Source organism: Nitrospirota bacterium (assembly GCA_030645475.1).
Classification (GTDB): domain Bacteria; phylum Nitrospirota; class Nitrospiria; order Nitrospirales; family Nitrospiraceae; genus Palsa-1315.
In genome coordinates, this window is sequence record JAUSMA010000006.1 from 65,194 (window position 1) to 79,104 (window position 13,911).

Annotated in this window: 11 protein-coding genes; 9 read left to right on the plus strand and 2 right to left on the minus strand. The window is 56.3% G+C overall.

Annotation, left to right across the window (positions count from 1 at the left end):
* Window positions 1–91 precede the first annotated feature (91 nt).
* A complete protein-coding gene (locus tag Q7U76_00475) occupies window positions 92–1,594 on the minus strand; it encodes an HDOD domain-containing protein (protein ID MDO8354856.1) in 1,503 nt (500 codons plus the stop codon).
* A gap of 274 nt (window positions 1,595–1,868) precedes the next feature.
* On the opposite strand from Q7U76_00475, the gene Q7U76_00480 reads away from it, so the two are divergent.
* A complete protein-coding gene (locus Q7U76_00480; protein MDO8354857.1) occupies window positions 1,869–2,276 on the plus strand; it encodes a hypothetical protein in 408 nt (135 codons plus the stop codon).
* Between the two features lie 165 nt (window positions 2,277–2,441).
* Entirely contained in the window at window positions 2,442–3,227 is a 786-nt protein-coding gene (xth, locus tag Q7U76_00485; GenBank protein MDO8354858.1) for an exodeoxyribonuclease III, read from the plus strand.
* Between the two features lie 90 nt (window positions 3,228–3,317).
* Here the strand turns inward: xth and Q7U76_00490 are convergent, their stop codons facing one another.
* Window positions 3,318–3,488 carry a hypothetical protein gene (locus tag Q7U76_00490; protein ID MDO8354859.1) on the minus strand — a complete coding sequence of 57 codons (171 nt, stop codon included), beginning with the start codon at window positions 3,486–3,488 and terminating at the stop codon, window positions 3,318–3,320.
* Between the two features lie 461 nt (window positions 3,489–3,949).
* Here Q7U76_00490 and Q7U76_00495 point away from each other — a divergent pair, with 461 nt between their 5' ends.
* From Q7U76_00495 to Q7U76_00525, 7 genes are all read left to right on the plus strand, one after another.
* Window positions 3,950–5,074 carry a hypothetical protein gene (locus tag Q7U76_00495; GenBank protein MDO8354860.1) on the plus strand — a complete coding sequence of 375 codons (1,125 nt, stop codon included), beginning with the start codon at window positions 3,950–3,952 and terminating at the stop codon, window positions 5,072–5,074.
* An 81-nt stretch (window positions 5,075–5,155) separates the two neighbouring features.
* A complete protein-coding gene (locus Q7U76_00500; protein ID MDO8354861.1) occupies window positions 5,156–7,147 on the plus strand; it encodes an N-6 DNA methylase in 1,992 nt (663 codons plus the stop codon).
* A gap of 140 nt (window positions 7,148–7,287) precedes the next feature.
* Window positions 7,288–8,475 carry a restriction endonuclease subunit S gene (locus Q7U76_00505; protein ID MDO8354862.1) on the plus strand — a complete coding sequence of 396 codons (1,188 nt, stop codon included), beginning with the start codon at window positions 7,288–7,290 and terminating at the stop codon, window positions 8,473–8,475.
* Window positions 8,468–11,389 carry a DEAD/DEAH box helicase family protein gene (locus tag Q7U76_00510; protein MDO8354863.1) on the plus strand — a complete coding sequence of 974 codons (2,922 nt, stop codon included), beginning with the start codon at window positions 8,468–8,470 and terminating at the stop codon, window positions 11,387–11,389. The genes Q7U76_00505 and Q7U76_00510 overlap by 8 nt, the downstream gene beginning before the upstream one ends.
* A gap of 4 nt (window positions 11,390–11,393) precedes the next feature.
* Window positions 11,394–12,056 carry a DNA repair protein RadC gene (radC, locus tag Q7U76_00515; protein MDO8354864.1) on the plus strand — a complete coding sequence of 221 codons (663 nt, stop codon included), beginning with the start codon at window positions 11,394–11,396 and terminating at the stop codon, window positions 12,054–12,056.
* A 153-nt stretch (window positions 12,057–12,209) separates the two neighbouring features.
* A complete protein-coding gene (locus tag Q7U76_00520; protein MDO8354865.1) occupies window positions 12,210–13,235 on the plus strand; it encodes a DNA-binding protein in 1,026 nt (341 codons plus the stop codon).
* Window positions 13,235–13,678: a Fic family protein gene (locus Q7U76_00525; GenBank protein ID MDO8354866.1), complete on the plus strand. Its 444-nt coding sequence runs from the start codon at window positions 13,235–13,237 to the stop codon at window positions 13,676–13,678. Before Q7U76_00520 ends, Q7U76_00525 begins: the two co-directional genes overlap by 1 nt.
* The last annotated feature ends 233 nt before the right edge of the window (window positions 13,679–13,911 follow it).

Consider the following 13,911-nt stretch of genomic DNA (forward strand, 5'->3'; position numbering starts at 1 on the left):
GCTACGCCTCCGGTGCGTTCAGCGGCTGCGGCCTTGCTGACAGGCCGTTTGAGCAGCCTGCCAGATGTTTAATTTTCCCTGGACAGATTGCTTAAAGCACGCCGGCCAGCCGGTTGAGGCTGAGTATCGCTTGGCCCAAGAACAGTTGGAACGATTGCAGGTCTTGCGGTGAGACTTGGTTGGGATCGGTGCCGCGGTCACCGTAGAGGAGTCCGATCGGCCGAATGCCGATACGGATGGGGGCGAGAACGGCTGACGAGGAGCGCCAGGTCTTGCTGAACACTGAGCTGAGAGATCGCGCCTCGTCACCGGAAGCCTTCGAGAATAAGTAGGGGTCTTGTCCCTTCAGCACATGCAAGAACAAGGGGTGTTGAGCGCTGAGCGATCCCGTGAAGCTGGCCAGATAGCGATCCGGCGGGTCGACACCCACAATTACTCGGCCGAGCAGTTGATCTGTATCGCCCGGATTCAGAAGTGCCAGAGCTACTCGCGTGAAGCCGCCGCCGTCGTGCAGGGTATGCACCAGAACCGATAAAAGATTGTTGAGATCTTTGGCCGCCTGCAAGGAAGCTTGGAACTGTTGCAGCGTTTCCAAGGGACGGGTTTGGATCGGTGGAGCGGTGTGGCTGTCCGGCTGATTGTTGGGTAATACCGCCAGCGGTACCGTGACGGGAGATGACGCTTGAGTGATGACGATTTCGGTGATTCCAACCGAACGGGAGAGTTGCCTGCCTTTGTCGAACGCACGGGTGAAAGCGTCCTGCAGGATCGGTTCAGTCAAGGCTGTGCCTCGTTGAAGTGCGCGGCGTATGAGGTCGGCGACGCCGGGGTCCGGCGAATCGGCCATCGCGGCGACCAATTGGTTCGAGCCAGCCACAAGTCCGACAAACAGTTGTTGACTGGTCAGCCATCGGGATTTCGCCGGGGGCATCGGGGTACCGATGAGATCCATGAGGCCGGCCGGCAGGACCCACGTCTGTGCCAGAGCCGTGGCAAATCGAGCTCTCGATACGCCGAGAATCTTCGCTTCATCCTCCGGCGTCCGCGCAGCGGTGAGGGCTTGAAACAATTCCGGCGTTTGGTACGCGATCACCAGATCGGCGAAGGAGTACAGGAGGGCGGCGCTGAATAGCTGCCCTGGTTGAGGGTAGTGCATCGCTACGCCGAGTTCGGAGGCATGTGCGGCAGCAAAGAGCGCTTTGGCGATCAAGCGGCCCAAGAGTGGCCGACGATCCGGCTGATGTTCCAATTGCTCCATCAGTTGAACGGTGGCCACGAGCGTACGGACCGTATCCAGTCCGAGCCAGGAGACCGCATGCACGACGGACGTAATGCTGTGTTGCGGACTGTAGGCGATGCCGTTGGCGATCTGCAGGACTTTGCACGTCAACCCCGGGTCTCGGCTGACGACTTCTGCAAGGGCATCGGGGCTTGAGGTGTCTCCGCTGATATTGAGGATTTTCTGGCAGGTTGCCCGCAGGGCCGGGATTGAATTGGCCTGTGGATCGAAGAGCGGGCGCAGTTGCGAATGTACCCGCGTGCGGACCTCGTTTGTAATGTCAGAATCCACGACCTGCGTACCGTCCTGCGTCATACTCATTCTCCCACTATGTCCTGACGTTCCCTATCGGTTGTTTCAGGACTAAAACTTGAGCAGAGCGGACGATTGAATTGAAACGGCAGCCAGAAGAGGCTCTGGGGTAGGGTTGAAGTAATTCGGAGTCGTCGTCCTCCGCACAAGATGGCTGACTATTCGACTGGCTCACATATTCGAACCGGTTCTTGACAGATTTCACAAAGGAGTGCAGGCTGCGCACTCCCTTGCCAAGAAGCAAGCCCCATTCACTATTACTCCCAGGAGGTTCCCTATGCAGAAGTTGATCGTGGCGTCCGTTGCCTTGTTGTGTTTGGTTGGAGCCGGCTCGCTGGTCATGGCCGATGATGCCGTGAAAGGTGCGATGGATTCGATGAAGGCCGATGTGAAGGCCGATGTGAAGGCCGATGTGAAGGCCGAGAAAGAGTCGATGAAAGCCGACGTGCAGGGCAAGAAGGAAGAGATGAAGGGCAAGATGAAGGCCCGCAAAGAGGAGATGAAAGCCAAGCGTCAGGCAGCGAAGGACAAGATGAAGTCGAAGAAAGAAGAAGTGAAGGGCAAGGCCGAAGAAGTCAAAGCCGCCGGCCAATCCATGGGACAAGAGATGAAGGCCGCCGGCCAGGACATGAAGGCCGCGATTCCAGCCCCCGCAGCAGCCCCGGCTCCAGCCGCCGGTCACTAAGCGCGAGACATCTATCGGTGCAGTATCCATGGCCCTCGGGAGGTTGCTCCTCCCGGGGGCCATTCTTTGTCAGGCAGCATTCAGCGCGAGGCGAAGAGGGAAGCGGCGCTCTCGCCTTGTTCCTCATGGGGTCTTTTGTTAGGATGCGGCGCCTGAATATCGTCCATGGAACAGCGCATGAAAATCGCGACCTTTAACGCCAACTCTCTCCGCAAGCGTCTGCCCATCGTGCTCGACTGGCTGGCTCGGCAGAAGCCCGATGTGCTCTGTATTCAAGAAACCAAGGTCCAAGACAGCGAGTTTCCATTGCTGGCGTTGGCGGAGTCAGGATACGAAATCACCTATCGGGGCATGAAGTCTTACAACGGCGTTGCGATCTTGAGCCGTGAAAAACCGGAATCGGTGGCGTACGGGTTCGATGATGGGGGCGATGCGGAGGACGCGCGGCTCCTGCGCGTGGTGATCAAGGGCATTCCTATCATCAATACCTACGTGCCCCAGGGATTCGAAATCGACTCACCTAAGTATCAATATAAGCTGGGCTGGTACGATCGGCTCCGCATGTATTTCGAAAAGCATCTATCGCCACATAAGCCTGCCGTCTGGTGCGGAGACATGAACGTCGCGCCGCGGCCGATGGACGTGCACAGTCCCGAGAAACATCTCAAACATGTTTGTTATCATGAGGACGCACGGCGGGCTTATGAGAAGACGTTAGCATGGGGATTTCAGGATGTATTCGTGAAACTCTATCCGGATAGACAACAGTATACTTTTTGGGATTATCGAGCCCCCGGATCGTTGGAAGCGAATAGAGGCTGGCGCATCGACCATATCCTGGCGACGGCCCCGCTGGCGGAACATTGCGTCAGGGTAGAAGTGGACGTTGAGCCGCGGCGAGCAAAAGACCCCTCAGATCATACATTCTTATGGGCGGAGTTTTCGGTCTAACCACGAGCGCAACGTCCACACCTGCCCAATTCGGTCGGGTCGGCAAGTCGTCCGCACCGACCGAACTGGTTCACATACTCGAACAAGCTATCACGCGGCGTCCAGGACCCTCTGTTTCGGGCGCGAGGGAGTGACGCGATTCTGCGCAATCAAGGGATCAAGGACCAGGCCGCAATTGATACAGCGGAGCACGGCCACTTCCTGCGAGAAATCCGGTCGCCACTCCTTCACCATCAGTCCCTTGCATTTTTGACAAGTCATCGGCCCACCTCCTACTGTCATGTATTCCATTTCCGAAGCGTCGATCACCGACAGACGGAACTCTAGCATTGCAAGATTAACAGGGTGTTAACTGGCAGTTAGAACTCTCTAATGTCGATACAGGACGACATCCATGACCTGGCGGTGATCGGTGCATGGATAGCTGCACGAAGGTCCTGTATTCAGTGATGAAGTCATGTACTGACTTTCTCCCTTCGCTTCCTCATTGATTTCCCCGCATATTCATCTTCCTTCACTAGTCCGCATTATTCATGAGCACTTCTGCTGCAATCGCGGATTCGCGGCTACGACAAGCCTTCGGCGGGCAGGCTCGCCGTTCGTTCCCTCGACGTACTCTTCAAGTACGCCTCGGGCTCTCACGGCTCCGCGTGCCCGTCTCACAACGCGACTGCGCGATTTCGCGACGAACTGTCATGAATAATGCGGGCTAGGAGGTTGCTATGCACATCCATTCCCAAACGGTTCGTGTTGAGAGACAGGTTCTGTACGAGCAAGTCTGGGCCCAGCCCATGACGAAGGTGGCTAATGAGTATGGGATCTCGAATGTGGCTTTGGCCAAGATCTGTAAGAAACTGAACGTTCCCTGCCCATGGCGTGGCTACTGGCGCAGGAAAGAGACGGGCAAGTCGGTGAAGCCGCTTCCCCTTCCGTCGAACTCAGACCCGACCAAACAGGTTGCGACGATTCATCGAACGATTCGACCAGACGCTGTCGTGCAGATGTCAGAGGACGCCGTGCAACGCATCGACACAGAGCAGATTGCTGAACAGAAAATCGAGGTATCGGATCGGCTCACAAGCCCACATCACTTGTTGAAAGCTCACTTGGAGGAATGGCGATCCCCCAAAGTGGACGACTATGGGGCCATTTGGTCTGGTGATATCAGGCAGCTCAATATTCGTGTCAGCCCCAAGAGTCTCGCTCGAGCGTTGCGGATTATGGACACGCTTTTCAAGGCTCTGGAGGCCCGTGGTCATCACGTCGGAATTCAGGAAGGGTATCAGCGGAGTCTGGGAGTTCGCATCGATGGAGAACCGATCGAGTTCGGTCTCGAAGAACGATTTCAGCGCATCGCTCATCCGGACCAGAATAACCCTCGGCTCGAATCCTGGATGCGAAAGCGTTACCTGTACATTCCGACCAGTTCACTATTCCTGAAGATTGTTGCGTGGGGGATCGACGGATTTCAGAAGAGCTGGAGCGATGGGAAGACTGCCAAGCTCGAAACCTGCCTCAATGATTTTATTGTGGGACTCTTGAAAGTGGCAGGGGCAGCCAAGGCTCGACGACTGAAACAGGAGCAGGAGGAGCAGATCAGGCGTGAAGCCGAACGGCGACGTCAGGAAGAGGCACAAAAGCGGCAGGAGGAGTTGGTCAGACGACAGGCCTTGGAGCAGGAAGCCACCAATTGGGCAAAAGCTCAGCAGTTACGGGCCTATCTCGCCGCGGTCAAGGACAGGCTACATGCCAAGCATGGCGAGATTCAGTCAGGAAGCCCGGCGGATCAGTGGCTTGCCTGGGCCTACCAGCATGCCGATAGGCTCGATCCATTGGCAAAGGGATGAAAACACAATCATTTCCCGTCCCAAGCTGGGGTGATTTCTCAAGGGGAAAGGGGTATTCTGCGGAACTAAAAAGGAGGCTAGGTGGCTCTCTCTCTCAATAAACCCAAGCTCGACAACCTCGCGTCCGATATCTGGAAATCTGCGGAGCGGCTGCGCGGCAAGTTCAAGTCTTACGAGTATCAGAGCGTCATCCTGCCCATCATCGTCATTCGCCGTCTGGAGTGTGTGCTGATTGATTGGCGGACCAAAAAGGCCACCGAGGTGCTGAAGAACCGGCCCAAGCTCACGGAGAAGGAACTCGCTAAGCTGGTCAAGGGCATGGAACTAGGCACCGCACCTTTCTCGAACAAGACAGAGCTGACGCTCCGCTCGGTCTATGAGGAAGACCACGCGCTGCTGGAGGAGAACTTCCGCGCCTACATCAACGGCTTTTCCAAGAACGTCGACGACATCATCGAGCACTTCAATTACCGCGCCACCATCGGCCTGATGGTGAAGAACAACCGGCTGGCCCCGATCCTGAACCAATACAAGGAGCTTGCACTTGGCCCGAGCCAGCTTTCCGGGTTGGAAATGGGCTACATCTACGAAGAGTTGCTCCGGCGCTTTTCGGAACAAAGTGGTGACGAGGCCGGGGAACACTTCACGCCGCGCGAAGTCATCCGCCTCATGGTTGAGCTGCTGGATATTCCCATTCCGGACAAGCATCTCTCCATCTACGATCCCGCCAGTGGCACGGGCGGCATGTTGTCCGTGGCGAAGGAGCATTTGCTGGAGCGCGCCGACACGCCGGAGGAAAAGGCGCGGGTCGAGAAATACGTCACCGTGCATGGCCAGGAGCTTTCCCCCACGAACTACGCTGTCTGTCAGGCCGACCTCCTCATCAAGAACGACCGGCAGGCCACCGTCCACCTCGGCAACTCGCTCATCCCGCATGAGAAGAACAGCAAGGAGCCGGGCGACCAATGGCCGGAGCCCAAGTGGCGCTTCAACCGGATGCTCAGCAATCCGCCCTTCGGCGTCACCTGGGGCGGCAAGGACGGCTACGAGAAGGAAGCCCGCAAGCTGGAGAAGACCCGCTACAAGGCTGGGATGCCCCGCGTGAATGACGGCTCGCTGCTCTTTCTGGAAACCATGCTGGCCAAGATGGCCCCGCCCGAAGAAGGTGGCAGCCGCATCGCCATCATCTTCAATGGCTCACCCCTCTCCAATGGCGATTGCGGTTCCGGCGAGAGCGAGATCCGCCGCTGGATTTTGGAGAACGACTGGCTCGACGCCATAGTCATGCTGCCTGATCAACTTTTCTATAACACCGGCATCTTCACCTACGTATGGCTGCTGCGGAACGACAAGCCCGCCAGCCACAAGGGCCGAGTGATGCTCATAGACGCCCGCAAACAGTTCGAGAACGAGCCGAAATCGTTTGGCAACAAACGTCACCGCATCACCGACACCCATCGCGCGTGGATCGAGGAGCGCTACAACAAAGGCTGGGCCAAGGGCTACACCGACGAGCAGGTCAAAATCTTCCCGCGCGAGGACTTTGCCTACCACAAGGTCAGCGTCGTCTTCTGGCAGACGGATAAGCATGACCAGCCTGCCATCGTCACCGAGCCTTACGAGAAGGCGTTCACCGCCGCGAATGTGACGAAGGAGCAGGGCTTCCACGAGAGCGACCTGAGCTTCCACGTGCGGGTGAAAGTGAAAGACGAGGAAAAGACCGTCGAGTTCACCGTCACAGCGAAGGACAACGCCGCGAAGCAGTTCAAGGATGCCCTCGCAGACGCCGACGAAACGCTCTCCGTCGAATGGACGCACCGGCACTATGTGCAGGACGACGAATACATCCCGCACGGCGAGGATATCGCGGCCTTCCTGAAACGCGAAATCGCCAAGCCGATCATCCGCTGGGAAGAAACCAAGAAAGACGGCAAGCCGATCCTCGGCTACGAAATTATGCCGAACAAATACTTCTACCGCTACCAGCCGCCCACGTCCGCGAAAGACTTGTTGGCGGAGTTCTGGAAGCTGGAGAAGGACGCGGAGAAGATGTTGGAAGGTTTGGCGAAATGATAGCTGAGCAAATAGATGACCTATGGCTTGACGCAATGCCGCACGACTGGAGTCGCAGTCGCATTCGCAATGTGGCTACCTTGTCACCCAACTATTCCCAGACATGGCCCGCATTGGATGAGCCATGCACGGTCGTTCCAATGGAACTGCTTTCCAGCGATGGCGTAATTGACGTGTCTATTCAGCAACCGCTAGAGGAGATTTCAACAGGCCTGCCTCTATTTGAAAAGGGCGACGTTCTCTTCGCGAAAATCACTCCTTGTATGGAAAACGGAAAAGGGGCGTTCGTGCGGGAACTGCCAACACGCTATGCCTTTGGGAGCACCGAATTTCATGTGCTTCGGGCGGGGAACAAAGTTGACGGCCAATTTCTGTATTACGCCACGTTCAATCCAGTTTACCGGGCTTATGCAGCAGAAAATATGGTGGGAGCGGCTGGTCAAAAGCGTGTGTCCTCTCGTTTTTTGAAAGATACAAGGTTGTTCCTCCCGCCGCTCCCAGAGCAGCTGCGCATCGCGGCGTATCTGGATGCGAGTTGTACGGCGATTGATGCGGCGGTGGCAGCCAAACGCCGCCAACTCGAAACTCTCGATGCCGTGAGGGAAAGCATCATCGAAACGGCGGTCACGAGGGGGTTGAGTGCCAATCCCAAATGCCGGGTGATCGATCATGATTGGATCGGGGCGTTACCGGAGCGCTGGGAAGCGGTTCGGATCAAACGGGTCACCTCACGGCTCGATTATGGAATTTCGGTGAGCAGTGAGCCTGAAGGTAAATATCCTGTGCTCAAGATGGGGAACATTCAAGGCGGAGAAATCGTTTTCTCAAAGATGGAGTTCGTAGGTGAAGTTGCCGAAGAACTCCTTCTCGAACACAACGACCTGCTTTACAACCGCACCAATAGCCCGGATCAGGTTGGCAAAGCGGCGTTATTCCTTGGCTCCAAGGACGATGCAGTCACGTTCGCATCGTATCTTGTCAGGCTACGGGTCAATCATCGCATCATTCCTGAGTTCCTCAATTATGTCGTGAACTGTGCAGGTTTTCTCGCATTCGCCCGCCGCTTGGCCATTCCTTCGGTGCAGCAATCAAATCTAAATTCAACCCGTTATGGCAGGCTGCACATACCTCTGCCGTCCGTCACCGAGCAGCGAGCCATCTGTGAGCACCTCAATACAAAAGTTGGGGAGATGAAGCGCGTAGTGACAACCATCGAAACCCAGATCGCCATCCTGACCGCCTATCGCAAGTCACTGATTCACGAATGCGTCACCGGCCAGCGACGGATCACGGAGTCGGACATCAAGTGGGTTAAAGCCCATGGCTAAAAAGAAGAAAGCCCCGGAGCTGACGTTTCAGCAACACATCGCGGATTATCTCGTCCGCGAGCACAAGTATGCCGTGCTGGAGCAGTCCGATATCACGGACCATGAGCATTTCATCGCCGAAGACCAGCTCTGGGCCTTCCTCAAAGCCAGTCAGGCCGAGACGCTGAAGAAGCTGGTGGACGATTACGGCACAGACGCGCGGGAGGAGGTCTTTAAGGCACTGCGCAAGGAACTGGAGCACACGCCGCTATGGATGCTCTTCCGGCAGGGACTCAAGGTGCGCGGGCTGGAGTTTCGCCTGTTCTATTCCAAGCCGCGCTCCGCCGCGAGCGCCGCTGCGGCCAAATACACCGAGAACCGCATCACTTTCCGCCCGCACTTCTACTTCGGCGACGCGAACCACGAGATTGATTTTGTCTTCTACCTCAACGGCCTTCCCATCGTGGTGCTGGAGCTGAAGCACGAGGCCAATCAGAACGTGCATGAGGCGGTGTCGCAGTTCACCAAGCGCGACCATACGCAGAAGATTTTCCAGCATCCCTTCCTCTACCTCGCCGCCGATACCAGCGACGCGATGGCCGCCACCGACCCGCGCAAGAAGGAGAACTTCCGCTGGCACAACATGGGGCTGACCAACACGCCCACGAATGCCGACGAGTATCCGGTCGAGTTCCTTTACCGCGAGGTGCTGTCGCAGGAGCACTTGCTGGAGGCCTTGTCATTCTTCCTCGTCCGCGTGCCCGAGCGGGAAGCCGAGGACGACAAGCCTGAGCGTCCGGCCTCCACGATCTTTCCGCGCTATCACCAAAGCCGTCTGGTGCGGCGGGTGGCGGAGGACATCACGACCCACTTCGCCACAGCGGGCGACATCGGCAAAAAGTATCTGGCCGACCATTCCGCCGGCAGCGGCAAGACGCTCTCCATCTGCTGGCTGGCCGACCGGCTGCACTGCCTCTTCAAGCCCGGCACGAACGAGAAGCTGGTGGACATCACCTTCATCCTCACCGACCGCAAATCGCTCGACACGAACATCCGGGAGGACATCGACAAGTTCACCCACCTTAAGGATGTGGTGGGCATTGCAAGGAAGGCCGACGACCTGCCGCGTTTCCTCAAGGAGCGGAAATCCATCATTGTCACCACGCAGCAGAAGTTTGCCTGGGTGCTGGAGGAGATTCAGAAGAATCCGGAATTGAAGAAGCTGCGGGTGGCGTTCTTAATTGATGAAGCCCATCGTTCGCAGGAGGGCCAGATGGGCGCAGCCATCCGCCTGCCGTTCCGCAGGGAGGGTGAGCCGGACGAAGAAACTCCCGATGAAGATCTGGAAGAGCAGATTGCTAAGGTCATCCGTGAGCATGACCTGAATCAGTTATTTGTCGCCTTCACCGCCACACCGGCACCGGCTACCGTATCGATGTTCGGCAAGCCGTTCGACAGCTACACCGAGGCGGAAGCCATCGCCGAGGGCTACATCGTGGACGTGGCGGCGAGCATCATTTCCTACCAGACGCTCTACAACCTGCATTGCCCCATCGTCCCGAAGCCAGACGAGGAGAAGCTCTACCCCAAAGGCGTCGTGTCCAAGGCGCTCCAGAACGTCGCGTTTCAGGATGACGGGCTGATCCAATACAAGGCCGAAGTGATGCTGCGCATCTTCGAGAAGGACGTGAAGCCGCTCATCGGCGGACGGGCTAAGGCGATGATCGTCACGTCGTCGCGCGTGGCCGGGCTGCGGTATTTCAATATCATCAAGGAGAAGCTCAAGGAGCGCGGTGCCGGCTACAGGGTCCTGTATGCCTTCTCAGACTTCGTTCACCCGGAGACGAATGCGGCCATCAGCGAACATGCTGTGAATGAGTTGCAGCCGGGCGAGTTGATTGAAGACCGTTTCGAGGGCGACGACTACCGGATCATGGTAGTCGCGAATAAATTTCAGACCGGCTTCGACCAGCCATTGCTCGCGGGCATGTTCCTCGACAAGCCAGTCCTCGACCGCAACGCGGTGCAGACGGTCTCGCGGCTGAACCGCTGCCACCATGGCAAGAAAGATGTCGTGGTCGTGGACTTCACCAACAACGCCAAGCAAATCCTGAAAGCCTTTGCGAAATATCGGAAGGGCACGCCGTTCGAGCCGGAGGAACCGGATCAAGAAACCTGTCCGAAACTGCACGCGGAGATTCTGGCCGCAGGCGTCTTCACCCAGAAGGACGCCGCCGACGTACTCGCGCTGCTCAAGAGCGGGACGGATGCGCAGGTGCAATTCCAAGTGAACGCCCTGCGGACGCGCTTTCAGGCGAAGCTCACCGATTGGGAAGCGCGTAAGGCGTTCGTCTATCTGCTGGCCCGCTTCGTGAAGAGTTTTCATTTCCTCACCTGCTTCTTCACTTACTCGCCGGAGATTCAAGAGTTCGTCACCTTCGCAGAATGGGTCGGTCCGCAGCTCATCAAGGTCGGGACCGTGTCCGACCTGATGAAGCAGATTCGCGCCACCATGGTCACGAAGGCGGCGGTGCAGTATCAGGGAGTGATGACCAGCGGTGGCCCGGTGAAGCTCCAGCCGGGCAAAGGAAAAGGTGGCGCAGGCCCGGTGTCGGTGAAGGTGTCCGTGCAGGACGTGATCGCGCAGATCCGCGCCAAGTTCGATATCACGGACGAGGAGGCGCTCTACATCAAACAGGTGACGGAAGAGAAGATCGCCGACCCGGCCATCCGCACCACCGTCCAAGCACATCGCGAAGACCGCATCTATCTCGAAGGCCCGTATCGCGGACAGGTGAACGGGGACATCCAGACGACCTACGATGCACGCGGACGTTATGATGAACTCGCCGACCCGAAATACACCGACACTGGCGGCATCTTCGACATCATGGCCGTCACGGTGATTCATACTCACCTGTCATCTGCTGCATGAGCCTATGAGCAAGCGAATAGATCAAATCCCTAAACATGACCGGCCCAGGGAAAAGCTCGTCGCAAAGGGGGCGAACGCACTCAATGATCAAGAGCTGCTGGCCGTTCTTCTAGGCAAGGGCACAGCCCGAATGGATGTGATGACCCTCGCAGCTCACTTAGTCCGTGTCATAGACGAAAAAGGGCTGCGTCTTCGCACTGAAGACTTGACGACATTTGAGGGTATTGGAGAAGCAAAAGCCACGTTGGTGCTTGCTGCCATTGAGTTCGCTCGTCGGCGTATTAAGCCAGAGGGCTTGAAGATTAGTACGCCAGCGGATGTCCTTCCTTTAATTCGGCATTTTGCCGACCGCAAGCAAGAGCATTTCCTGTCCATCACCATTAACGGAGCCAACGAAGTCCTGAACGTGCGAGTCGTGTCGATCGGGTTAATAGACCGCAGTCCAGTACATCCTCGAGAAGTCTTTGCTGATGCGCTGACAGACCGCGCTTCAGGTATCATCGTGGCTCATAACCACCCGGCGGGAAGCCTCGAGCCCTCTTCGTCTGATAGAGACGCAACCAAGCAAATCAAACAAGCCGGAGAGATTGTTGGCATTGAGCTTCTCGATCACATCATCTTTAACCGGAGGGGCTATTACAGTTTCCTGGATGAAGGATGTCTCTAGGTCGATTCACGGGTTACCAGGGGAGAGAGCTTATGTTGACCCAAGCCGAGGCTGACGCAGACATCGCTATGCACAAGATTTTCTCAAGTCCCGCGACGATTTCTTTGCCTGCGGGGTCAGATGAAGCTCACGTGGGGTCTGTAGGGGGAGATCATGAGTAAAGACCTGACCAATTCGGCCGTTGATCGACAAAACATTCTCAACAACCCGTACGCGCTGGTGGAGATCGAGAAGGCGGCGGGGGTTCAAGGCATTCCTTTCGAAGGCAAGATGGTCGTGCTTAAGGAGCAGGTGGCGGCTTTTTTCGAGGTGACCCTTCGCACCATCGAAAATTACCTGGAGCAGCATGCTGATGAATTAGCCAGAAACGGCTATGAGGTGTTGAAGGGTAACCGACTGAAAACATTGAAAGAAGCTATTCAGCGTCTGGATGTTCCCGAAACCGATTTCGGGAACATCGCCAAGACTCCTCAGCTGGGGGTTTTCGACTTTCGGGCTTTTTTGAACCTGGCCATGCTGGTTTCGGAAAGCAACCGAGCCAAGCTACTGCGTCAAGCTATCCTGGACATCGTGATGGACACGATCAATCGCCGTACCGGGGGTGGAACCAAGTATATCAACCAGCGGGATGAGGACTTCCTGCAGTCGGCGTTTGTGGAGGAAAACTATCGCAAGCAGTTCACCGATGCGTTGAGAGACTGTGTGGAAATGGGGAATTTCAAATATGCCGTTTACACGGACAAGATTTACGTCAGTATCTTCAGGGAAAAGGCGCATGAATACCGCAAGATTCTCAGGCTCGGGAAACAGGATAGTGTGCGCGATACGTTCTATGCCGAGGTGCTCGACTTAATTGCCGCTTACGAGTGCGGCTTTGGCGACATGCTTCAGCAGGAAATTAAGGCACGGGGACGCAAACTTACTCATTGGGAAGTGGATGCGCTATTCAAGATTTTTGAAGCCCAAGCCCACTGGAAACCGCTGATCGAGAAAGCGCGGATGAAAATGGCCAGTCGGGATTTGGCCTTCCGCGATGCGCTGCACCTCCAGCTCAAGGAATATGTCACCCCCGTGCAGCGGGAAGACTATGAGCGCTTTCTGGGCGAGAAGAGCAGGGAATTGTCCGAGCGGCTGGAAGAAGCCAAGGACGTGATGAAGCGCTTGAAAGAGCGCGAATAATGGAACTGATTTACCTCGCGCTTGATCAGGCAATCGAAACTCACCGAAAGACGGTGGAAGTCAGTGGAGGTGGGGCTCTGGGCCACCTCGAACTTGGAACGCTGGACAGCGTGCTCCAGAACATCCAGAACGATGACTATTACCCGAGCTTTGAGGAAAAACTAACCCACCTATTTTTCAGCGCTTGCAAGTTCCACTGCTTTCAGGATGGGAACAAGCGGATTGCCATCACGCTCTGCGCTCAGATGTTGCTGTTGAACGGCTATTTGTATTGTGCCGGCAGCTTCATTCGTGAGATGGAAAATATTAGTTATCATGTAGCGGCAGGCAATATCGACAAAGACCTGTTACTCGAAGTGATTATCGCTCACCTGCAAGAGGATTCCGAGAACGAGGCGCTCAAGTTGAAAATCCTGCACGCCATTTCTAGGGAAGCGCCATGAAACTGCATTTTGAACCCAACGTTGATTACCAACTTCACGCTGTCGGGCAAATAAAATGGGGCGCGAGTCTTTTCTCGCCTGAGTGCCTATCGCTTTTCTCTCTTCTCCCATGAAGGCAGGTTAGATGGTCTCCCACTGCGCGCCTCTTTCCAATTCCATACTTTCTTGTCAAGGACAGCCTGGTTGATCCTCGATTGCGCGCGTCGAACGAGCACATTCCGATCGTGCGCGTT

Coding starts and splice junctions, on each gene's coding strand:
- Q7U76_00495 (MDO8354860.1), top strand. CDS start 3,950: ATGCACATCCATTCCCAAACGGTTCGTGTTGAGAGACAGGTTCTGTAC.
- Q7U76_00505 (MDO8354862.1), top strand. CDS start 7,288: ATGGAACTGCTTTCCAGCGATGGCGTAATTGACGTGTCTATTCAGCAA.
- Q7U76_00480 (MDO8354857.1), top strand. CDS start 1,869: ATGCAGAAGTTGATCGTGGCGTCCGTTGCCTTGTTGTGTTTGGTTGGA.
- radC (MDO8354864.1), top strand. CDS start 11,394: ATGAGCAAGCGAATAGATCAAATCCCTAAACATGACCGGCCCAGGGAA.
- Q7U76_00520 (MDO8354865.1), top strand. CDS start 12,210: ATGAGTAAAGACCTGACCAATTCGGCCGTTGATCGACAAAACATTCTC.
- Q7U76_00475 (MDO8354856.1), bottom strand. CDS start 1,594: ATGACGCAGGACGGTACGCAGGTCGTGGATTCTGACATTACAAACGAG.
- Q7U76_00525 (MDO8354866.1), top strand. CDS start 13,235: ATGGAACTGATTTACCTCGCGCTTGATCAGGCAATCGAAACTCACCGA.
- xth (MDO8354858.1), top strand. CDS start 2,442: ATGGAACAGCGCATGAAAATCGCGACCTTTAACGCCAACTCTCTCCGC.
- Q7U76_00510 (MDO8354863.1), top strand. CDS start 8,468: ATGGCTAAAAAGAAGAAAGCCCCGGAGCTGACGTTTCAGCAACACATC.
- Q7U76_00490 (MDO8354859.1), bottom strand. CDS start 3,488: ATGACTTGTCAAAAATGCAAGGGACTGATGGTGAAGGAGTGGCGACCG.